We start from the raw sequence: 20,089 nt of genomic DNA, 5'->3' as shown, positions 1-20,089 counted from the left end.
TTAAAAAGTATTTATCAAAAAAGACAATTTCGCACAGGTGAAATTGTCGGCGATCGCAGGGGGGTAAGTAAATGGAAGTTGCGCTTAAATGAAGTTAGGTAATTCTCTTATCACGATGTAAGAGTTTTACCTACATCGATTATGCGCATTAATTATGAATCGTTCATGCCGGTTGGCCCGGATACTACGGCTACGCAAGCGTCCCGGTTTTGCGCTGCACCAGCAGTTGCATCACATCCTGCGCAAAAACCGGTTTGCTAAACAAATAACCTTGCGCCCGGTGACACCCGGTATGCAGCAAACAATCGAACTGCTCTTTGGTTTCGACGCCCACGGCTTGAACCGCCAGTCCCAGGCCTTTTGCGAGCCCGATCATTGAGGAAACAATCGTCAAGCCGTCAGGATCCGCAATCATATCATGGGTTAAAGTCCGGTCGATCTTCAGAATATCCACAGAAAAATGCTTTATATAGCGCGGCGATGAATAACCGCGCCCAAAATTATCCATGACAATTTTGACGCCAAGGTTTTTCAATGAGCGCACGGCTTGGAGACTGGTTTCCGCATGCCGCATCAACGTCGATTCGGCGATGTCCAATTCCAGAAACTCCGGGGGCATGCCGGTTTCAGCGAGAACCTGCGAAATCGTATTGATCCATTGCGCTTGATCAAATTCAACAGCGGAAACATTCACCGAAACCGACAACAATGGGTATCCCGCGCTGTGCCAGACTTGAAGCTGATCACAAGCCTGCCGCAGCACCCATCGGCCCAGTTCCATGACAAATCCGTTTTCTTGCGCCAACGGAATAAAATCTTCCGGCAGCAACATTCCCAATTCCGGATGATTCCAACGCACCAGCGCTTCAATGCCGGTCAAATCACCCGACTGCAGATCCACTACCGGTTGATAAAGCAGCACAAGCTCTTGTTTTTGAATCGCAGTTTGCAGCGATTTTCTAAGCGATCGTTGTTTAGCCGCCGCTTCGGCGGTTTCCTTGGAAAAATAATAACAATCGCCGCTCCAAACCGTGCGATTATGCAACAGAGCAGCCGGTGCATTCGCAATTGGCTCAGAAATCATTTCCGTGTTATCGGGATAAGTGCTGATTTCCACATCCATCGCGATGCGAAACTGTAAATAATCGATATTGATCGGTGCAATGACCGTCTTTGCAAGCGTGCGAGCAAATAACCCGGCATTCTCATTATTCGCGCAATCCGTTTTGAAGATGGCAAACTGATCCTCTGCAATTCTTGCTAGCAAGCAATGTTCGTTGACATAAGCGGACAGCCGGTTCGACAATTCCCTGGAAAGTTGCCCGGCTAAATCCGGGCCATAGATTTCAATAACAGCTTTCCAACGCTTCAACTGAATCCGGAACATTGCTGCGATACTCATTATTTGAGCGCGCTGTGCCAGCAGTTCATTGCATTGCTGTATAAAATTACGGCTGGAATCCGTGTCTCCAGCCACACAGGACATTGCTTTTTTGATTTTCAATTCTTTACCGGGCATATTCGGACAATCAGCATCTTACGTCCGGATTGTTACGACTTAGCGGAAGTAAAGCTTTAACTCGAAATACCGGTACTTTGCCCCGGCATTTTCATTAACAATAACAATACCCGGCGCAACATGGCGTTACTTTTAGGGAGGCGCTGAACAATGAGCGGCTTTCAGATGATCAGCTCAAACTTGGTATCTGATGCTGCTTTTAGCAGCATCAGCCTTCGCCCCTTTGATGGGCTAGCAAATATAAGCCTCCGGCTTTGCCGGAGGTGATTTAACTGAATTTATCGTAAGAATAAGTAATCGGTTTATTGATTGTGTAATCAATCCGGCCTACACTGATAACGCAACCAAATTGGTTTAAGTTTCTGATTTCTTGCAATCTGAAGGACTTGAACATCACGGAAATAACCACATGAGGGCAATCATCATGAACACTCAGCTCGCAAATTTCAAACAGATCGCAATCTTTGTCGCAGGAATTTACACCGCATCAATTCCGGCAGTGGCGCATGCCGACTGGTCAATAAAAGGATTGGGATTCTTGGGGGAATTTTTACCACCACTCTTTCCTATAGCTAGCAGTGCCTTTGGCATCAACGATTCCGGACAAGTGGCCGGGACTTCTTCTGCATCAGATGGTCCCCAGCATGCATTTATCACGGGCCCTAATGGCATAGGCATGATTGACTTGGATGAGGTGGGCTATAGTTTTGCTTTGGGCATTAATGATTCCGGGCAAGTGGCGGGAGAATCTATTTTTGCAGATGACTATTCTACTGATGGCTATTCTATTCATGCATTTATCACGGGTCCTAATGGTATAGGCGTGACTGACTTGGGTACCCTGGGTGGATCCATGAGTACAGCTCAGGGTATCAACAATTCCGGGCAAGTCGTCGGATATTCTTTCACGAAAGGTGATATTGCTCAGCACGCTTTTATTACGGGCCCGAATGGTATCGGCATGACTGACCTAGGTACGTTGTTGGGCGGAAGATACAGTGTGGCTTATAGCATCAATGATTCCGGGCAAGTAGTGGGAAGTTCTCAAACTGCAGGTGGTTCCCCTCATGCATTCATCACGGGACCTAATGGTATAGGTATGACTGACTTAGGGACCTTAGGGGGATTCAGTAGTCAAGCCTATGGAATCAATGATTCCGGGCAAGTGGTGGGGGAATCGACCATTGCAAGCGGTCCTACCCATGCATTTATCACGGGTCCTAATGGTATTGGCATGACTGACTTGGGTACCTTGGTCGGCGGATACAACATTAGTCGTGCCACCGGCATCAATGATTTCGGAGAGGTTGTGGGAGTGGCCGGAGGTGCTGATGGCCTAGAGCACTCTTTTATTTTTAGTCATGGCGGAATGACTGATCTTTCGTTATTGGCTCCTGTCGTCGCAGACGGGTGGACTAATATTGTTGTTAACAGCATCAACAATAATGGACAGATGGTTGGGTCTGGCCAACACCATGGACATACCGAAGCATTTTTACTGTCGTATACTCCTGATACTATCTTTGACCCTCAACCAATTTATATCCCGCCAGTACCGGAACCGGAAGCCTACGTAATGTTGTTGGCTGGCTTAGGCTTAATGGGTTATCTAGCGCGACGGAGAGAAGAAACCTTTAATTAATCAAGCTTAAATTTGGTTCAGAGTGGAGGGGGTAAGTGGAGGCTTTGGAGGGGGCAGGTCTTGCAATTTGCATTGCTGGCTAACTGCGTTAGACTGAACTATTACCTTAGGGAGAAGTGAAACCGATGAAAATCCACGAATACCAAGCCAAGGAAATTTTACGGCAATACGGTGTTGCGACACCGCAAGGCGTCGCGTGTTTCAGTGTCGACGAGGCGGTGCATGCCGCCAAGCAGTTGGGCGGTGATATTTGGGCGGTGAAGGCGCAGATTTATGCGGGCGGGCGCGGCAAGGGCGGCGGCGTGAAAGTGGCAAAGTCGCTGGACGAAGTGCGGCAACGCGCCGGGGAGATTCTGGGGATGCGGCTGGTGACGCATCAGACCGGACCGGAGGGGCGGATCGTGCACCGGCTATTCATCGAGCAAGGCGTGAAGATCGACAAGGAATACTACGCCGGTATGGTGGTCGACCGGCGTCAGCAGCGAGTGTGTTTGATGGCGAGCTCCAAGGGTGGTATGGATATCGAGAAAGTTGCGGCGGAAACACCGGACAAGATTCATAAAGTATTTATCGATCCGGTGGCGGGGCTGACGCCGCAGCAAGCGGAAGAGGTGGCGCGGAAAATCGGTATTCCCGCAGTTTGCGTGCCGCAAGCGGTGACATTGCTGCAAGGCTTGTACCGGGCATTCGACGAGACCGATGCGTCGCTGCTGGAAATCAATCCGCTGGGTTTGGTAAACGGCGACCAAGTGATGGCGCTCGATGCCAAAATGAATTTCGACGACAACGCGCTGTACCGGCATTCCGACATCGTCGCGTTGCGCGATCTGGACGAGGAAGATCCGGTCGAGATCGAGGCGGCGAAGCATGAGCTGTCGTACATTCCGCTCGACGGCAATATCGGCTGCCTGGTAAACGGCGCCGGGCTGGCGATGGCGACGATGGATATCATCAAGCTGTACGGCGGCAATCCGGCGAATTTTCTCGATGTCGGCGGCGGCGCCACGGCGGAAAAAGTCACCGAAGCATTCAAGCTGATGCTGCGCAATCCCAAATTGCAGGCGATTCTGGTGAATATTTTCGGCGGTATCATGAAATGCGACGTCATCGCGCAAGGGGTGGTCGCGGCGGCGCGCGAAGTGCAATTGACGGTGCCGCTGGTGGTGCGGCTGGAAGGCACCAACGTCGATCTCGGCAAGCAGATTCTGGCCGATTCCGGCTTGCCGATCATTTCGGCTACGGATATGGCCGATGCGGCGCAGAAAGCGGTGAATGCGGCGAAGTCGAAACCGTCTTCGTGCGGTTGTCAGAATTAATCATTACAGGAGCCCAACATGTCTATTCTGATCAATCGCAACAGCCGTGTCATCACCCAAGGCATTACCGGTAAGACCGGACAATTTCATACCCGCATGTGCCGCGACTATGCCAACGGCAAGGAATGTTTCGTGGCTGGCGTGAATCCGCGCAAACCCGGCGAGGATTTCGAGGGGATTCCGGTATTTGCCACCGTCCAGGAAGCCAAGCAGCAAACCGGCGCGAATGTGTCGGTGATTTACGTGCCGCCGCCGTTTGCCGCTGCAGCGATCGACGAAGCGGTCGAAGCCGAGCTGGATCTGGTGATTTGCATCACCGAAGGCATTCCGGTACGCGACATGATCCGCACGCGTTACAACATGCAAGGCAAAAAAACCAAGCTGATCGGTCCGAATTGTCCCGGCATCATCACGCCGGACGAACTCAAGATCGGTATCATGCCCGGCTACATCCACAAAAAAGGCCGCATCGGCGTGGTGTCGCGCTCCGGCACATTGACCTACGAAGCGGTGGCGCAATTGATGGCGCTTGGATTGGGGCAGTCGACTTGCATCGGGATCGGCGGCGATCCGGTGAATGGTTTGAAACACCTCGATGTGATGCAGTTATTCAACGACGACGATGAAACCGACGCGGTGCTGATGGTCGGCGAGATCGGTGGCAGCGACGAAGAGGATTGCGCACGCTGGATCAAGGACAACATGCACAAGCCGGTGGTCGGTTTTATCGCCGGTGTTACGGCGCCGCCGGGTAAGCGCATGGGACACGCCGGGGCGATCATTTCCGGCGGCAAGGGCACGGCGCAGGAGAAACTCGAAGTAATGGAAGCCTGCGGCATCAAAGTCACGCGCAATCCGGCGGAAATGGGCAAGCTGCTGAAATCGGTTTTGTAATTACGTTATTTTTTGTCAAAGGGTTTTTTCATGCGTTTTCGCTTATCTTTTTTTGTCATTTTTTTCGCACTCATTGTCTCCGCTTGCAGCACTACCCCAATGCCCGGTAAGCAGCAGTTGCCGCTACCCGGCAAGAAACCGGAGCGGCCCGCGGGACCGCTGCCGCAAAGCGCCAAGCCCAAATACAACCTGACCGGCTACCCGGCCGAAGTGCAGCAAGGCTATATCGACGGTTGCGAGACCGCCAAAAATACCAGTTGGGCGTTCAAGGATCTCAATCGCTACGACAAGGACGGGCAATACCGCATGGGCTGGGACGACGGTTTCATGATGTGCAAAGGCACGAAATAAGCAATTTCATTCCGATGGTCACTATGAAAGGGCACCTGGGTTTGCTGGTGTGGCTGATGGTCTTGGCATCACCGGTTGCCGCCGCTGAATTACCGTCGATCGTCAAGCAGAAGCTGCAGCAATTGGCGATTCCGGAAACCGCAGTCGGTGTTTATGTGCATGAGACCGGCGCGCGCGAACCGCTGCTCACGATGAATGCCGATACCGCCATGAATCCGGCGTCGGTGATGAAATTGCTGACGACGTATGCCGGGCTGGAATTATTGGGTCCGGCATATACCTGGCCGACGATGCTGTACGCGGATGGAGCGATTATCGATGGTGTGTTGCACGGTGATTTGGTGATCAAGGGCTATGGCGATCCGAAGCTGGATCTGGAAAATTTCTGGCTGCTGATTCACCGCTTACGACAAACCGGATTGCATGAAATCAAAGGAAATCTGGTGCTGGATAACAGTCATTATCAGATTCCGGATGATCATCCGGGCGATTTCGACGGTCAGCCGTACCGCACCTACAACATCATTCCGGAAGCATTGCTGATCAATTACCGCACATCGACGATTCATTTGTTTCCGCAGCCCGAGAAAAATGCCGTGCGGGTGGTCATCGATCCGCTGCCGGACTCGATTCAGGTACAGAATCATTTAAAGCTGACACAAGGCGGCTGCAGTGATTGGCAGAATGCACTGACGATCGATGTTTTGTCCGGTAAAAGCCAGGATAATGATTTTACTGTGGTGCTGAAGGGTAATTTCTCGCAGCATTGCGGCAAGCAGTCGTACATGCTGAGTTTGCAGAAGAGCGCGATCTACACGCGCGATTTGTTTAAGCGCTTGTGGGCGCAACAAGGCGGCATGTTTCATGGCGATGTCATCGTGGGGCGGGCGCCGTCCGGTTTGACACCGTTAAAAATCTATCAGTCACCGCCTTTGGCGGAGATCGTGCGCGGCATCAATAAATTCAGCAATAACATTGCCGCGCGGCAGTTGTATCTGGCGTTGGGAACGGGAGAAAATGCCGCGCAGCAATCACCGGCAACGCTGGCGAAATCGGATGCGGCTGTCCGGCAGTGGTTGGCCGGTAAGCAACTGAATTTTCCCGAACTGGTGGTTGAGAACGGCTCCGGATTGTCGCGCAAGGAACGCATCAGTGCGCGGCACATGGGGCAACTGCTCTTGGCGGCATTTAATAGTCCGGTGATGCCAGAATTCATGTCGTCGATGCCGATCGCGGCGGTTGACGGCACCTTGAGAAACCGCTTTGCCGGGACAGCGGTGAAAGGGCTGGCGCATATGAAAACCGGCGCATTGAATAACGTGCGCGGGTTGGCGGGATATATGCTGGATAAGGCCGGGCGGCGCATCGTCATCGTGTTTTTCGTGAATCACGATCAGGCCGGGCAGTCGCGTGTGGCCGTGGATGCATTGGTGCAATGGCTTTATAGCCGGCCGTAATTCCCCTGACCCGAATAGGCCTATTGATTCCAATTTCTTTTCGGCGTAGAGTGCTTGCTCAAGGTAGACCATCTATTTTGAAATCAGGTGAATCCCTTCAATTCCAGTTTGAGGAGTACACAAAATGATGAATGAATATAAATCCCTCGCCGTACAGTATCTGTCCGGAACCGTCCATATCTCCCGCCCCTTGCCGCCCAGTCCGGTTACATTCGATTCTCCCGCCGCGGAAGTCATGACAGATCTGCGTTCCATCCACGCAGCAGTGATTGCGCCAAGCACTCCGATGGAAATCGCCAATACTTACATGATGCAGCGCGGTGTGCGGACATTGCTGGTCATGAGCAATGACAACACGTTAGCCGGGATTATCACGGCTACCGATATTCTTGGCGAGAAACCGATGCGTTTTATTCAGGAACGCGGCGTGAAGCACAATGAAATTCTAGTAGCGGATATCATGACACCGCTGGATAAGCTGGAAGCGATTTCCCTGGAAGAAGTGATGCATGCGCGAGTCGGCAATGTTGTCGCCAGTCTGCGTGAAAGCGGCCGGTTGCATGCATTGGTGATTGACGATCAGACTATTGGTCTACCAAGAATTTGCGGGATCTTTTCCTGGACTCAAATTGAAAAGCAGCTGGGTATGATGATTCCGCAAAACAATGTGGCGAAGAGTTTTGCGGAAATTGAATCGACATTGATTGCGAGTTAGCCTGAAAACAAAAAACCAGCTTGTGATGTGCTCATAAGCTGGCTTTGTTATTGCTGGATTAATACCACTTTCTTACTAGAGCTTGCTGTCGAGACCGTTCTCGGCCAGTTCCGCCGCGCGTAACACCGCTTTGGCTTTGTTCTGCGTTTCCACCCATTCGTTTTGCGGCACCGAGTCGGCGACAATGCCGGCGCCGGCTTGAACGTGCAGCATGCCATCCTTGATGACGCCGGTGCGGATGGCGATCGCCAAGTCCATGTCGCCGTTAAATCCCAAATACCCCACGGCGCCGGCATAGACGCCGCGCTTGGATACTTCCAGTTCGTCGATGATTTCCATGGCGCGTACTTTGGGGGCGCCGCTGACCGTTCCAGCCGGGAAGGTGGCGCGCAGTACGTCGATGGCGCTCAAGCCAGATTTTAATTTGCCTTCAACGTTCGAGACGATGTGCATGACGTGCGAGTAATTTTCAATTTGCATTTTTTCCGTAACTTTGACGGTTCCGGTTTGCGCGACCCGGCCGATGTCGTTGCGTCCCAGGTCCATCAGCATCACATGCTCGGCGATTTCTTTCGGGTCGGCTAAAAGATCCGCCGCCAAATCGGCGTCTTCCTGCGGATTCTTGCCGCGTGGACGGGTTCCGGCAATCGGCCGCACCGTTACCGCATCACCTTCCAGGCGCACCAATATTTCCGGGGAAGCGCCGACGACGTGGAAATCCTTGAAATGATAGAAAAACATATAGGGCGATGGGTTCAGACTGCGCAAAGCGCGATATAACGCCAGCGGAGAAGCGCTATAGGGTTTGCTGGTGCGCTGCGACAGTACCACTTGCATGATGTCGCCATCGTAAATGTAGCGCTTTGCCCGCTCGACGGCCGCTTTAAAATCCGTCTCCGGAAATTCGGAAGCTGCAGCGGCGGAAGCGACAGTTTCTCCGGAAGGAATGGCGGCCGGTTGGCGTAATTGCGCAAGTAACGCTTTTAACCGGTTGCGTCCGGTTTGATAAGCGTTTGCTTGTGCCGGATCGGCGTACACGATCAGATACAATTTGCCGGAAAGATTGTCGACCACTGCTAATTCTTCGGAAAGCAACAGCAGCATATCCGGTGTATTCAGGGAATCCGGCTTGGCATGACCTTTGAGCCTGTGTTCGATATAACGCACGGTATCGTAGGAGAAATAACCAGCCAATCCACCGCGGAAACGTGATTTTCCAGCCTGGCACGGCGCAGCCTTGAATTGCCGCAGATAGGATTCGACGAATGCCAGCGGGTCATCGGCAATGGTTGTCGCCGATGCATTCTGCCGGATTGTATTGATCGAATTGCCATACGCCTCGATCCGTGCTGTGGCCGGTAAACCGATAATCGAGAACCGTCCGAACCGCTCGCCGCCCTGAACCGATTCGAGTAAATACGAGTACGGCTGGTTGGCGAGTTTCAAGTAAATGGACAGCGGCGTGTCGAGATCGGCAAAAGTTTCAAGGACTATCGGGATGCGGTTGTATCCTTGTTGCGCCAGCTGGTTAAATTCCGCTTCGGTCATGATGCCTGTTCAGGATAAGCGTTTGAGCAATTTGGCCGCATCCACCAGCGATTCGACGATCGCATCGCAGTCCAGCTCGTACACGTTGCGGCCCTCGTTATAACCGTAAGTTACGCAAAACACATGGCAACCTGCCGCTCTGGCAGCGATCGCATCGTTCAGCGAATCGCCGATCAGCAGCGCTTCGTGCGGTTGCGCATCGAAATGTTTGCAAATATGCGTCAGCGGCATCGGATCGGGTTTCTTTTTCGGTAAGCTATCGCCGGACAAAACGATTTCGAATTGATCGTAGAGGCCGGTTGCTTTTAACAGCGGAATGGTAAACGCCTCGGCCTTATTGGTGATGCAAGCTAGCCGGAAGCCGGCTTGCTGCAGAACTTTAACGCCTTCAACCACTCCCGGATAGGGGCGTGTGTTCAAGCTCAAATTTTCGGCATAGTGCTTTTCATAAATCGGCAGCGCTTTGGCAAACAAAGCTGCATCGGGTTCGCCATCGAGATCGCCGGTCAGGGTACGCTTGACCAGCTTTTGTATGCCTTTTCCGATATAAGAACGGATGGTTTCGGTCGACTGTTCCGGCATTCCTAAATCCCTGAGCATCAGGTTGGCGGACAACGCAAGATCGTCCGCAGTGTTTAGCAATGTGCCATCCAAATCGATCATGATTACCTTGACCGCAATCGGGAAATCAATTTTTCTGGAGGAAGCCACGGTATTCGAAGAAAAACTTGGGTTCATGAACGTGTAAAAAATTAAACGAAAATAATTAACTGCTTAGACTTTTGCCAGTTCGGCGCGGAATGCCGCGACAACACTGTCGTAGCGGTGTGGGTCGGTATCTTTGCCGGCATTGTAGATCGCCGATCCAGCGACAAACGTGTCGGCGCCGGCACGTGCAATTTCTGCAATGTTATCGACTTTCACACCGCCATCGATCTCCAGCAGGATATTTTTATTGCCGCTGTCATCCAGCCGTTTTCTGACAGCGCGTAATTTGTTCAACGCTTCCGGAATGAATTTCTGACCGCCAAAGCCGGGGTTGACCGACATGATCAGAATCAAATCCAGTTTGTCGAGCACATGATCCAAATACGATAGCGGTGTTGCCGGGTTAAACACCAAACCGGCCTTGCAACCTTGTTCCTTGATTAGACCAATGGTGCGGTCGATATGGTTGGATGCTTCCGGGTGAAAGGAAATGATATTGGCGCCGGCTTTGGCGAAATCGGGGATAATGCGATCAACCGGTTCAACCATCAAATGCACATCGATGATGGCGTCGGTAACCGGGCGAATTGCTTCGCAGACCAGAGGGCCGATCGTCAGGTTGGGGACATAATGGTTATCCATCACGTCAAAATGAACGATATCCGCGCCGGAAGCGATAACATCGGTAATTTCCTGGCCGAGTTTTGCAAAATTGGCGGACAGAATGCTGGGTGCTAAGCGAAACATGAAAAACCTCTCAATTGAAATCAAATCGTTTATTTTAACCTTAATTGCTCGTTTGCGCGTGAAAGAGTGCAAGCGGATACGAATTTCATCCGGCTAATCCGTTTTTTTGTTTTTTCTTGGTACACTACCTGAAAGAATGAGCTAATGACAGGAATCAACAAATGTCCGAAGAAAATAAATACGAAATCGATATTACTGTTCGAACCGCCTATTTACCGGATCAATCGGATGAGGAAGCCGATCGGCATGTGTTTGCCTACACCATCACGATTGCCAATAATGGCACGGTCGCCACACAATTGATCAGCAGGCATTGGATCATCAACAATGGCGATGGCACGACGCAGGAGGTGCGGGGGTTGGGGGTCGTCGGCGAGCAACCGCTGCTTAAGCCCGGCGACAGCTTTGAATACACCAGTGGAACGGTGATCTCAACCTCGGTTGGATCGATGAAGGGCAGTTATCAGATGGCGGCGGAGGATGGCGTTCATTTTGATGTGGCCATCCCGGAATTCATACTGAGCGTACCCAGGATACTGCATTAGAATCGCTATTTGCTTTTTTATGTTTGATGATCGCTTTGCACTGTTGCTCTGATGGCCGGCACGCTCTATCTCATTCCATCGCCCATCAGCCAGGAAAATATCGCTTGGGTGCTGCCGGCGGCAGTACAGCAATGCGTTGCCGGATTGAGTCATTTTATCGTGGAGCATCCTAAAACCGCGCGGCAATTTCTCAAGCAAATCGGTTGCGAGCAGCCATTGCAGGCATTGCAGATGCAAATACTCAATGAGCATACGCCCAGTAAAGATTTACCGGGATTACTTCAGCCCTTATTGGCAGGCCACGATGTGGGGTTGTTATCAGAGGCCGGGTGTCCGGCAGTGGCGGATCCTGGCGCGGAATTAATCCGGCTGGCGCATAAAAATAACATTGCCGTGATGCCTTTGGTCGGACCATCTTCCATTCTGCTGGCGTTGATGGCATCGGGTTTGAACGGCCAGTGTTTTGCTTTTCATGGGTACTTGCCGGTCGAGAGCGCCGCGCGGGTTCAGAAAATCATGGAATTGGAAAAGTTATCAGCCAGTCTGCAACAGACACAGATTTTTATTGAAGCGCCGTACCGTAATCAGAAATTACTGGAGCAATTGGTGAGTGTATGCCGCGATACGACCGATTTATGCATCGCCAGTCATCTTACTTTTTCCAGCGAGATGATTGCGACCAGAACGGCCAAAGAGTGGCGGAAAAACTTGCCGGATATCAATAAAATACCGACCATTTTTCTATTGCATGGTTAGGCGGTATCCGGGTTGTCGCGGGTTGTGCCCGGATAATCAATGACGCAGATTACTGATCCGGGAATTTTTTCTGTATAAATTCTATTTTATAGCCATCCGGGTCTTCGATAAACGCAATAACTGTCGTACCATGCTTCATCGGTCCGGCTTCACGAGTAACCTTGCCGCCCAGTTTTTTAGTGTTTTCGCAGGCTTGGTAAGCATCATCGACTTCAATGGCGATATGGCCGTAGCCTTCTCCCAGATTATACGAAGCGGTGTCCCAATTGTGCGTCAATTCCAGAACAGCGCCGCTTGCTTCATCCTGGAAGCCAACGAAAGCCAGCGTAAACCTGCCGTCGGGATAATCTTTGCGGCGCAGCAGCTTCATTCCTAATACTTGCGTATAAAAAGCCAGGGATTTTTCAAGATTGCCGACACGAAGCATGGTATGCAGAATGCGCATTTATATTTTTACCATTTCAAAATCATCTTTACGCGCGCCGCATTCGGGGCAAGTCCAATTGATCGGCACATCTTCCCAGCGCGTGCCCGGTGCGATACCTTCATCCGGCGCTCCTGCGGCTTCATCATAGATATAACCGCAAATTAAGCACATGTATTGATTGTACTCACGATTCTCATCGGTTGGCATGATAGATAGCAACTTCCTTTTAGGTTAAAATGACATTTTACGGTATTAATGCATGTTACAGCCACCCCCAATTGTACTTTCTTTTGCAGCCAATGATCCCAGTGGCGGAGCAGGTCTTCAAGCAGACTTGCTGACTATTGCCAGTCTGGGCTGTCATCCGTTGTCAGTGATGACAGCCATTACCGTTCAGGATACTGCCGGTGTCGAGGATGTCATGCCGCTTGATCCGGAATGGGTTGCGGATCAGGCCAGAGCAGTGCTTGAAGATATGCCTGTTCAAGTTTTCAAGATCGGATTGTTAGGCAGCGTTGAGATTATCGCGACGATCGCGGAGGTGATTTCCGATTATCCGCAGATTCCATTGGTGATGGATCCCGTTCTGACTTCCGGCCGCGGTGATGAACTGGCAAGCGAAGAAATGATTGATGCCATGCGCGAGTTATTATTGCCGCAGGTGACGATTTTAACGCCCAATAGTCTGGAAGCGCGGCATCTGGCGCAACTGGAAAACGATAGTCATGTGACGAAACTGGATTTAAGCGTATGCGCGCAGCGGTTGCTGGATCTGGGATGCGAATATGTGTTGATTACGGGTACTCATGAAAATACCGCTCAAGTGACCAATACTTTATTTGCAAGTGACGGTGTTGTGCGATCCGATCACTGGGAGCGGCTTGTCAATACCTATCATGGCTCGGGTTGTACGCTGGCATCCGCGATTGCAGCCTTTTTAGCCAACGGATTGCCCATCACGGAGAGCGTGCAGGAAGCGCAAGATTACACCTGGCATACGTTGCAAGCAGGTTTTCGTCCCGGTATGGGGCAATATATTCCCAACCGGCTTTTTTGGGCGAGGGATAGCGAAGATGACGGCGACGAGACAGGCGCATCAGTTGCTGAGAAAAGTTGAAGAAACGCCGGCTCGTTCGATGAATACGGCGAAATGCAAGATGCTCGCAATGCAACGGCAGATTAATCCAATCATCGGGGAAACGAGCGCTGCTCACAAAATGGCGTGTCTGCGCAATCAATGAATCCGGGCTTCCCTATGATCGGCGGGCTTTACGCAATCACACCGGATCTGGCCGATACCGGCGAGTTGCTTGATAAGACGCGGCAAGCATTGATTGGCGGAGTTCGGCTCGTTCAGTACCGGAACAAATCGGCTAATAGCATTTTGCTGAAGGAACAAGCCGGGTTAATGCGTCAACTCTGCAATGAGTTCCGGGTACCGTTGATTATCAATGATCACATCGAGCTGGCGTTGACCGTTAATGCGGATGGTGTGCACGTAGGCCGGGAGGATGCCGGTGTCGTTGAAGCGCGGAAGCATTTCGGGAAAGATAAGATTGTCGGAGCATCGTGCTATAACGATCTGGAACGAGCGCAGCAAGCGGAACGGGAGGGCGCCGACTATGTGGCTTTTGGCGCATTCTTTTCCTCATTGACAAAGCCTGATGCTGTTTCCGTTCCCGAATACCTGGTCGGACAAGCGAAACGAGAAATTTCGGTTCCTATTGTGGGGATCGGCGGTATCCGGCTGACCAATGCCAGACAAGTAATCGCAAGCGGCTGTGCCGCGGTTGCGGTGTGCGGTGATTTATTCATGAGCGGCAATATCACAGCGCAAGCCATGCGATTCACGCAACTATTTGCAGAATTTCGAAACTTACTAACAACCAATTAATTTTAAAAGAGTAATCAAATGACTTCACGTAATCATCAACTATTTGAACAATCTCAGCAATATATTCCAGGCGGTGTGAATTCTCCCGTTCGCGCTTTTAAATCGGTAGGCGGGGAGCCGGTTTTTTTTCAACGTGGCGAGGGGGCGTATTTCTGGGATGCGGACGGTAAATCGTATATTGATTATGTGGGCTCATGGGGGCCGCTGATTTTGGGTCATGCCCATCCGGATGTGGTTAAAGCCGTGCAGGCTGCGGCACAGAATGGCTTGACCTTCGGCGCGCCTACCGAAGCGGAACTGGAAATCGCCAAGCTGATTTGCCAAATGGTGCCGTCAATTGAGCAAGTGCGGTTGGTGAGCTCCGGCACGGAAGCGGGGATGAGTGTCATTCGGTTGGCGCGTGGTTTCACCGGCAGAAGCAAGATCGTCAAATTTGAAGGTTGCTATCACGGTCACGACGATTCGTTGCTGGTTAAAGCAGGCTCGGGCGCGCTGACCTTCGGCAATCCAAGCTCCGCCGGTGTTCCGGCGGAAACGGCCGGACATACCATTGTCCTCGACTACAACGATCTGGCCGGCATCGAAGAAGCCTTCAGCAAATGGGGTAAAGAAATTGCGGCAGTGATTGTTGAACCGGTCGCGGGCAATATGAATCTGATTGCTCCCAAAGCGGATTTTCTGGCGCGGCTACGCGCATTGTGCACGCAAAACGGCACCGTATTGATCTTTGATGAAGTGATGACGGGATTTCGTGTTGGATTGGGATGTGCGCAAGGACTTTATCAAATCAAACCGGATCTGACGGCATTGGGTAAAGTGATCGGCGGCGGCATGCCGATGGCTGCATTCGGCGGGCGGCGTGACATTATGCAATGCTTGGCGCCACTGGGGCCGGTTTATCAAGCGGGTACGCTTTCCGGAAATCCGGTTGCCGTCGCGGCAGGTACGGCGACACTGAAGCTGATTCAAGCGCCGGGTTTCTACGATAAGTTATCCAGCAGAACCCGGCAGCTTGTTGAAGGTATCAGTGCGGCAGCAAAAAAATACGGCATTGATTTTTGCGCCCAATCGGTCGGCGGTATGTTCGGTCTTTATTTCAGTAAAGATATCCCTGCCAGTTTTGCCGAAGTCATGCAGTGCGACAAGGCGGCTTTCAATCGATTCTTTCACGCTATGCTGGAAGAGGGGGTTTATTTTGCGCCATCCGCGTTTGAAGCTGGATTTGTATCGGCAGCGCATGGCGATAAGGAACTTGATAAAACCCTGGCGGCAGCCGATAAAATATTTAAGAATTGGTAGTAGCAACGGATAACAAAAAAGGCGATCTCAAGATCGCCTTTTTTGTTTGCGTGAAATGTTTTTTAGCGAATCGTTGCGATGTATGCAGAAACCGCTCTTTTTTCATTTGCGCTCATACGGCTGACAACTTGTTGCATGACGGCGTTGTCGTTAGCGCGATCGCCTTTGTTGAATTGATCAAGCTGTGACAGTGTGTACTCCGCATGTTGTCCGGCAACAGCAGGATAATGCGGCGGAATGCCGGAACCGTCCGGGCCATGGCAGCTTGCACAGGCAGGAATGCCATTTTCGATATTGCCGCCGTGATAAATAACTTTGCCGGCTTCAATCAATTTTTCATCGATGGGCGCTTGGCTGGGATTAGCTTTTTGTTTGGCGTAGTATTCTCCCAATCCTTTCATATCTTCCTGCGACAGTGCCGCGACCATGGCGGACATCACAGGGCTGTTGCGTTTAGGCGGTTCTTCGCCATTTGCCTTAAAATCCATCAACTGCTTGGTGATATACTCCGGATGTTGTCCGGCCAGAATAGGATTCATCGGAATGACACTATTGCCATCAGCGTTATGACAGCCAGCGCAAGTGCCTGCGGCAATCTCTTCAACCGTGGCCGGCGCAGCGGGTTCAGGAGCAGTGGAATCGGATTCAGAAGTCGTTTCGGCTGAAATCGGCGCAGCGACTAATAATGCTGCGAATAAAACCATATTCTTGAAAATTTTCATGTTTCTTATTCCGTTTTTAAAGGCATCTAAAAGTTAGTTGGTGTATTTGTGAAATAACGGCGTATTTTAGCAAGGCAAAAGCGCGTTAACAACAAAATTAATAGGGTTGTTGTTATTTAATATTTTATTTTTCAATGAGAATAATCTTTATTATCCTGCTGATAGTGAATGTTGCATTATTTGCCAGTGCGCAGTTCCGCCCGGATGATCGAAATAAAAGCGCTCCGCTGCCGGTAAATCCGGAAAAAATTATTCTGGTGCCGGCTCACGAAAATTGTTTAATGTGGGGCAATTTTTACGAAGAACAAATACAATATGCGACATCGGTATTAGCCGAATTGTTACCCGATTTGGCCTATAGTTTGGAGGAAGCCGGTGATACCACTTTGTATTGGCTTTATATTCCACCGTATCCCAATAAAGATCTGGCTAATCGTGAAATCAACAAACTCAGGAATCTGGGCATTGTGAGTTTTCGTGTTAAAGACGGCAGTCAGTGGGAGAATGCCATCTCTTTAGGAATGTTTTATGATCAGACCGACGCGCTCAAACAGCTTAGAGAAGTGGAAAAGAAAGGGATTGGCATTGCAAAAATCGAGCATCGTACGGTTCTCCTAAAAAAAATGGTGATCCGCGAGCCGACACCCGATATCAAGGATTCGATGCAAAAGCTGGTAGAACAGTTTGACGATACGCAGTTACATTTTGGTAAATGCGAACGTTAAATTCGATAATCTCTTAATATTGAATGGTAGCGGCATTTTGAATATTGATATTTCAGGATGAATCCATCCGGATGAAACATTTATTTATGAAGGTAACCATTAAAACACCGCAGGAAATCGAGAAAATGCGCATTGCGGGGCGATTAGCCTCGGAGGTTCTGGATTTTATTTCTCCCCATGTTACCGCCGGCATTACGACGGAAGAACTGGATACGCTCTGTCACAACTATATGGTGGATGTACAGAAAACCATCCCGGCTCCGCTGAATTATGCGCCATCCGGACATACACCCTATCCAAAATCGATTTGCACGTCAGTCAATAATCAAATATGTCATGGCGTGCCCGGCAAAAAAATACTTAAAAACGGCGATATCATCAATATCGACATTACCGTCATCTACGAAGGCTATCATGGCGATACCAGCCGGATGTTCTATATCGGCGAGCCGTCGATTCAAGCCAAACGATTGTGCGAAGTTACTTATGAAGCCATGTGGCGTGGCATTGATCAAATTGCGCCGGGTAAACATTTGGGCGATATCGGTCACGCCATTCAAAAATTAGCCGAGGGTGTGGGTTACAGCGTAGTCAGGGAATTCTGCGGCCACGGTATCGGCGCGAAATTTCACGAAGATCCGCAAGTGTTGCATTACGGTCGTCCCGGAACCGGATTGGAACTCAAATCCGGCATGATTTTTACCGTGGAACCGATGATCAACGCCGGAAAAGCCGCTATCCGTCACTTGCCGGACGGCTGGACGGTTACCACTAAAGATGGCAGCTTGTCCGCGCAATGGGAGCACACCATTCTCGTGACTGAAAACGGTCATGAAGTGTTGACCGTGTCGGCGGGCGCTCCAGCCAAACCAACCTATCGTTTCGCATCTTAACCTCATTACACAAGAATTCTATGACACGCAGTTACCAACGCACACCGGCGCAAATCCGCCCGGTCAAAATCACGCGCCATTACATCAAACATGCCGACGGCTCGGTGCTCATCGAGTGTGGCGATACCAAAGTCGTCTGCACTGCAACGATTGCCGAGCAAGTGCCATCGTTTTTGAAGGGGCAGGGCCAGGGCTGGCTGACTGCCGAATACGGCATGCTGCCGGGTTCGACGCATTCACGCATGCAGCGCGAAGCCGCTAAAGGCAAGCAAACCGGACGCACCATGGAGATTCAACGGTTGATCGGCAGGGCTTTGCGCGCTGCGGTGGATTTAAAGAAACTCGGTGAACGCACCATCCAAATCGATTGCGACGTGATTCAGGCGGACGGCGGCACGCGCACCGCCAGCATCACCGGCGCTTACGTCGCGCTGCACGATGCCGCGCAAAAACTGCTCGATCAGCAACGCATCGGTTCTTCGCCGATCCTTGATCACGTCGCAGCGGTTTCGGTGGGTATTTTTGAAGGCACGCCGGTATTGGATTTGGATTATGCGGAAGATTCCGCCTGCGACACCGATATGAACGTCGTCATGACCGGGCGATTGCATCTGATCGAAGTGCAGGGAACTGCCGAAGGCGCTGCTTTCAGCCGCGATGAATTGAACACCATGCTCGATATGGCGCAGCAGGGCATCCAGGAATTAATCGCGGTCCAAAAAGCGGTGCTGAGTCAATCGTGAGCATGCTGGAGAAATTGGTTGTCGCCAGCAATAACCCCGGTAAATTACGGGAAATCGGCGAATTGCTGGCGCCGCTTTCAATCGAGGTTATCCCGCAATCGCAGTTTGCTGCCGGTGAAGTTGACGAGCCGCATCCGACGTTTGTCGAAAATGCTTTGATTAAAGCGCGGCATGCGAGCCGTTGTGCCGGATTACCCGCGCTGGCGGACGATTCCGGCATTTGCGTCAGCGCGCTGGGCGGTTCCCCTGGCGTAAATTCCGCTCGTTATGCCGGAGAACCGAAATCCGATGAGCGCAACAATCAAAAATTAATTTCTGCGCTGCAAGGCAAAGCGGATCGCCGTGCTTATTATTACTGCGTGATCGTTCTGCTCCGGCATGCCGAAGATCCGCAGCCGATCATTGTCGATGGCGCGTGGCATGGAGAAATCGTCGATCAACCGCGCGGCGCCGGTGGATTTGGTTACGACCCCTATTTTTGGGTGCCCGAATTCGGCAAAACTTCCGCGGAATTGACAGCCGGACAAAAGAATCGCATCAGCCACCGTGGCCAGGCACTGGCGAAACTGGCGGAGATATTGCGTTCCGGGAAGTTTTAGACAGAGGGTTTTGATCCGGTATTTCCGGCGGATTCTTTGGGAAGCGTTAATCAATCGATGGTGTTGGGGGAAAAACGGATCGATACGATGCGCAACAAGGTCAGCATGGTAATGACGGCGATGTGAAGGCCGACTTCAACAAAGGTGTATTCTTTGTACCATAACCCGATCAGTTCCCCGATCAATACGACCAGTGCGACATCCAGAATAAAAGTCACTTTGACGCGCCCCAGCGATAAGTACGACTGCAGGATTCGAATCAGTTCGAGCATGGCCAGGATCAGCACGATATCGACGATGATGTGCTCGGCAATTTGCGCCCAGCCGTTTTTCAGAATTTCCGGCAAGTTCAGCAATAAACTCAGCACGCCCGCCGCAATCCACACATACAGTGCCAGCATCAAAACACCGACAATGAACTGAATCGTGCGCGCGTGCCAATCGCTATCAGTCAATAAAAAAACATTCTTTCTTTTTTCAATATCCTGACGAATCATGATTTTCTCCCGTTTAAGCATGATGACCATTGAGATGCGTCAATGCTAACGCGGCAATATAAAAGTTTCGTGACACGACGGCTACGTTCCAT

Annotated in this window: 23 protein-coding genes; 15 read left to right on the top strand and 8 right to left on the bottom strand. The window is 51.1% G+C overall.

Going from position 1 to position 20,089, the window contains the following annotated elements; all coding sequences use genetic code 11:
- Window positions 1-190: 190 nt before the first annotated feature.
- The gene (locus RBH92_RS10380; protein WP_307931982.1) at window positions 191-1,504 is read right to left on the bottom strand and encodes a putative bifunctional diguanylate cyclase/phosphodiesterase; all 1,314 of its coding nucleotides are present in this window, start codon (window positions 1,502-1,504) and stop codon (window positions 191-193) included.
- A gap of 439 nt (window positions 1,505-1,943) precedes the next feature.
- Here RBH92_RS10380 and RBH92_RS10375 point away from each other — a divergent pair, with 439 nt between their 5' ends.
- The 6 genes from RBH92_RS10375 to RBH92_RS10350 all read left to right on the top strand — a co-directional run bounded on the left by RBH92_RS10375 (window position 1,944) and on the right by RBH92_RS10350 (window position 7,894).
- Complete coding sequence (locus RBH92_RS10375) at window positions 1,944-3,161, top strand: PEP-CTERM sorting domain-containing protein (protein WP_307931981.1); 1,218 nt, start codon at window positions 1,944-1,946, stop codon at window positions 3,159-3,161.
- Between the two features lie 125 nt (window positions 3,162-3,286).
- Window positions 3,287-4,477 carry an ADP-forming succinate--CoA ligase subunit beta gene (sucC, locus tag RBH92_RS10370; protein WP_307931980.1) on the top strand — a complete coding sequence of 397 codons (1,191 nt, stop codon included), beginning with the start codon at window positions 3,287-3,289 and terminating at the stop codon, window positions 4,475-4,477.
- Window positions 4,478-4,495: 18 nt separating this feature from the next.
- A complete protein-coding gene (gene sucD, locus RBH92_RS10365) occupies window positions 4,496-5,371 on the top strand; it encodes a succinate--CoA ligase subunit alpha (RefSeq protein ID WP_307931979.1) in 876 nt (291 codons plus the stop codon).
- Window positions 5,372-5,401: 30 nt separating this feature from the next.
- Window positions 5,402-5,722: a hypothetical protein gene (locus tag RBH92_RS10360; protein WP_307931978.1), complete on the top strand. Its 321-nt coding sequence runs from the start codon at window positions 5,402-5,404 to the stop codon at window positions 5,720-5,722.
- Window positions 5,723-5,736: 14 nt separating this feature from the next.
- On the top strand, window positions 5,737-7,179 hold the full coding sequence (gene dacB / locus RBH92_RS10355) for a D-alanyl-D-alanine carboxypeptidase/D-alanyl-D-alanine endopeptidase (RefSeq protein ID WP_307931977.1): 1,443 nt from the start codon (window positions 5,737-5,739) through the stop codon (window positions 7,177-7,179).
- 124 nt (window positions 7,180-7,303) lie between these two features.
- Entirely contained in the window at window positions 7,304-7,894 is a 591-nt protein-coding gene (locus tag RBH92_RS10350; protein ID WP_292923009.1) for a CBS domain-containing protein, read from the top strand.
- Between the two features lie 75 nt (window positions 7,895-7,969).
- Here the strand turns inward: RBH92_RS10350 and trpE are convergent, their stop codons facing one another.
- The 3 genes from trpE to rpe are packed head-to-tail and all read right to left on the bottom strand — an operon-like array spanning window position 7,970 to window position 10,897.
- Window positions 7,970-9,442: an anthranilate synthase component I gene (gene trpE / locus RBH92_RS10345; protein WP_307931976.1), complete on the bottom strand. Its 1,473-nt coding sequence runs from the start codon at window positions 9,440-9,442 to the stop codon at window positions 7,970-7,972.
- 9 nt (window positions 9,443-9,451) lie between these two features.
- Complete coding sequence (locus RBH92_RS10340) at window positions 9,452-10,180, bottom strand: phosphoglycolate phosphatase (RefSeq protein ID WP_307931975.1); 729 nt, start codon at window positions 10,178-10,180, stop codon at window positions 9,452-9,454.
- A 36-nt stretch (window positions 10,181-10,216) separates the two neighbouring features.
- Window positions 10,217-10,897 carry a ribulose-phosphate 3-epimerase gene (gene rpe, locus RBH92_RS10335; protein WP_292923014.1) on the bottom strand — a complete coding sequence of 227 codons (681 nt, stop codon included), beginning with the start codon at window positions 10,895-10,897 and terminating at the stop codon, window positions 10,217-10,219.
- Between the two features lie 161 nt (window positions 10,898-11,058).
- Between rpe and apaG the strand changes: the two genes are divergently transcribed.
- On the top strand, window positions 11,059-11,442 hold the full coding sequence (gene apaG / locus RBH92_RS10330) for a Co2+/Mg2+ efflux protein ApaG (RefSeq protein WP_307931974.1): 384 nt from the start codon (window positions 11,059-11,061) through the stop codon (window positions 11,440-11,442).
- Window positions 11,443-11,493: 51 nt separating this feature from the next.
- Complete coding sequence (locus RBH92_RS10325; RefSeq protein ID WP_307931973.1) at window positions 11,494-12,198, top strand: SAM-dependent methyltransferase; 705 nt, start codon at window positions 11,494-11,496, stop codon at window positions 12,196-12,198.
- Window positions 12,199-12,247: 49 nt separating this feature from the next.
- Here the strand turns inward: RBH92_RS10325 and gloA are convergent, their stop codons facing one another.
- Window positions 12,248-12,643 (bottom strand): lactoylglutathione lyase, encoded by a 396-nt coding sequence (gene gloA / locus RBH92_RS10320; RefSeq protein ID WP_307931972.1) that lies wholly within the window; start codon window positions 12,641-12,643, stop codon window positions 12,248-12,250.
- Window positions 12,644-12,832, bottom strand: a complete 189-nt coding sequence (locus RBH92_RS10315) for a rubredoxin (protein WP_292923021.1) — start codon at window positions 12,830-12,832, stop codon at window positions 12,644-12,646. It abuts the gene before it with no gap.
- A gap of 52 nt (window positions 12,833-12,884) precedes the next feature.
- Between RBH92_RS10315 and thiD the strand changes: the two genes are divergently transcribed.
- The 3 genes from thiD to hemL all read left to right on the top strand — a co-directional run bounded on the left by thiD (window position 12,885) and on the right by hemL (window position 15,818).
- Window positions 12,885-13,742, top strand: a complete 858-nt coding sequence (gene thiD / locus RBH92_RS10310; protein WP_307931971.1) for a bifunctional hydroxymethylpyrimidine kinase/phosphomethylpyrimidine kinase — start codon at window positions 12,885-12,887, stop codon at window positions 13,740-13,742.
- Window positions 13,743-13,847: 105 nt separating this feature from the next.
- Window positions 13,848-14,519, top strand: coding sequence for a thiamine phosphate synthase (gene thiE, locus RBH92_RS10305; RefSeq protein ID WP_307931970.1), 672 nt, complete (start codon window positions 13,848-13,850; stop codon window positions 14,517-14,519).
- Window positions 14,520-14,537: 18 nt separating this feature from the next.
- Window positions 14,538-15,818 carry a glutamate-1-semialdehyde 2,1-aminomutase gene (gene hemL / locus RBH92_RS10300; RefSeq protein ID WP_307931969.1) on the top strand — a complete coding sequence of 427 codons (1,281 nt, stop codon included), beginning with the start codon at window positions 14,538-14,540 and terminating at the stop codon, window positions 15,816-15,818.
- A gap of 62 nt (window positions 15,819-15,880) precedes the next feature.
- Here hemL and RBH92_RS10295 read toward each other — a convergent pair whose 3' ends face one another.
- Complete coding sequence (locus RBH92_RS10295; protein ID WP_307931968.1) at window positions 15,881-16,540, bottom strand: c-type cytochrome; 660 nt, start codon at window positions 16,538-16,540, stop codon at window positions 15,881-15,883.
- 134 nt (window positions 16,541-16,674) lie between these two features.
- Here RBH92_RS10295 and RBH92_RS10290 point away from each other — a divergent pair, with 134 nt between their 5' ends.
- The 4 genes from RBH92_RS10290 (at window position 16,675) to rdgB (ending at window position 19,500) form a co-directional block, all read left to right on the top strand.
- Window positions 16,675-17,265 (top strand): SPOR domain-containing protein, encoded by a 591-nt coding sequence (locus tag RBH92_RS10290; RefSeq protein WP_292923030.1) that lies wholly within the window; start codon window positions 16,675-16,677, stop codon window positions 17,263-17,265.
- Window positions 17,266-17,351: 86 nt separating this feature from the next.
- Window positions 17,352-18,158 carry a type I methionyl aminopeptidase gene (gene map, locus RBH92_RS10285; protein ID WP_307931967.1) on the top strand — a complete coding sequence of 269 codons (807 nt, stop codon included), beginning with the start codon at window positions 17,352-17,354 and terminating at the stop codon, window positions 18,156-18,158.
- A gap of 20 nt (window positions 18,159-18,178) precedes the next feature.
- Window positions 18,179-18,901: a ribonuclease PH gene (gene rph, locus RBH92_RS10280; protein ID WP_292923032.1), complete on the top strand. Its 723-nt coding sequence runs from the start codon at window positions 18,179-18,181 to the stop codon at window positions 18,899-18,901.
- A 2-nt stretch (window positions 18,902-18,903) separates the two neighbouring features.
- Window positions 18,904-19,500, top strand: a complete 597-nt coding sequence (gene rdgB / locus RBH92_RS10275) for an RdgB/HAM1 family non-canonical purine NTP pyrophosphatase (RefSeq protein WP_374049969.1) — start codon at window positions 18,904-18,906, stop codon at window positions 19,498-19,500.
- A gap of 50 nt (window positions 19,501-19,550) precedes the next feature.
- Here the strand turns inward: rdgB and RBH92_RS10270 are convergent, their stop codons facing one another.
- Complete coding sequence (locus RBH92_RS10270) at window positions 19,551-19,997, bottom strand: phosphate-starvation-inducible PsiE family protein (RefSeq protein ID WP_307931966.1); 447 nt, start codon at window positions 19,995-19,997, stop codon at window positions 19,551-19,553.
- Window positions 19,998-20,089 lie beyond the last annotated feature (92 nt).

The organism is Nitrosomonas sp. sh817 (assembly GCF_030908545.1).
Taxonomy (GTDB): Bacteria; Pseudomonadota; Gammaproteobacteria; order Burkholderiales; family Nitrosomonadaceae; genus Nitrosomonas.
Note: the sequence above shows the minus strand (reverse complement) of the source record. Positions and strands in the feature narration are given on the sequence as shown.

Coding starts and splice junctions, on each gene's coding strand:
- rph (WP_292923032.1), top strand. CDS start 18,179: ATGACACGCAGTTACCAACGCACACCGGCGCAAATCCGCCCGGTCAAA.
- RBH92_RS10270 (WP_307931966.1), bottom strand. CDS start 19,997: ATGATTCGTCAGGATATTGAAAAAAGAAAGAATGTTTTTTTATTGACT.
- RBH92_RS10360 (WP_307931978.1), top strand. CDS start 5,402: ATGCGTTTTCGCTTATCTTTTTTTGTCATTTTTTTCGCACTCATTGTC.
- gloA (WP_307931972.1), bottom strand. CDS start 12,643: ATGCGCATTCTGCATACCATGCTTCGTGTCGGCAATCTTGAAAAATCC.
- rpe (WP_292923014.1), bottom strand. CDS start 10,897: ATGTTTCGCTTAGCACCCAGCATTCTGTCCGCCAATTTTGCAAAACTC.
- RBH92_RS10325 (WP_307931973.1), top strand. CDS start 11,494: ATGGCCGGCACGCTCTATCTCATTCCATCGCCCATCAGCCAGGAAAAT.
- sucC (WP_307931980.1), top strand. CDS start 3,287: ATGAAAATCCACGAATACCAAGCCAAGGAAATTTTACGGCAATACGGT.
- RBH92_RS10315 (WP_292923021.1), bottom strand. CDS start 12,832: ATGCCAACCGATGAGAATCGTGAGTACAATCAATACATGTGCTTAATT.
- RBH92_RS10375 (WP_307931981.1), top strand. CDS start 1,944: ATGAACACTCAGCTCGCAAATTTCAAACAGATCGCAATCTTTGTCGCA.
- trpE (WP_307931976.1), bottom strand. CDS start 9,442: ATGACCGAAGCGGAATTTAACCAGCTGGCGCAACAAGGATACAACCGC.
- RBH92_RS10350 (WP_292923009.1), top strand. CDS start 7,304: ATGATGAATGAATATAAATCCCTCGCCGTACAGTATCTGTCCGGAACC.
- rdgB (WP_374049969.1), top strand. CDS start 18,904: ATGCTGGAGAAATTGGTTGTCGCCAGCAATAACCCCGGTAAATTACGG.
- thiD (WP_307931971.1), top strand. CDS start 12,885: ATGTTACAGCCACCCCCAATTGTACTTTCTTTTGCAGCCAATGATCCC.
- apaG (WP_307931974.1), top strand. CDS start 11,059: ATGTCCGAAGAAAATAAATACGAAATCGATATTACTGTTCGAACCGCC.
- map (WP_307931967.1), top strand. CDS start 17,352: ATGAAGGTAACCATTAAAACACCGCAGGAAATCGAGAAAATGCGCATT.
- hemL (WP_307931969.1), top strand. CDS start 14,538: ATGACTTCACGTAATCATCAACTATTTGAACAATCTCAGCAATATATT.
- RBH92_RS10340 (WP_307931975.1), bottom strand. CDS start 10,180: ATGAACCCAAGTTTTTCTTCGAATACCGTGGCTTCCTCCAGAAAAATT.
- dacB (WP_307931977.1), top strand. CDS start 5,737: ATGGTCACTATGAAAGGGCACCTGGGTTTGCTGGTGTGGCTGATGGTC.
- RBH92_RS10295 (WP_307931968.1), bottom strand. CDS start 16,540: ATGAAAATTTTCAAGAATATGGTTTTATTCGCAGCATTATTAGTCGCT.
- sucD (WP_307931979.1), top strand. CDS start 4,496: ATGTCTATTCTGATCAATCGCAACAGCCGTGTCATCACCCAAGGCATT.
- RBH92_RS10290 (WP_292923030.1), top strand. CDS start 16,675: ATGAGAATAATCTTTATTATCCTGCTGATAGTGAATGTTGCATTATTT.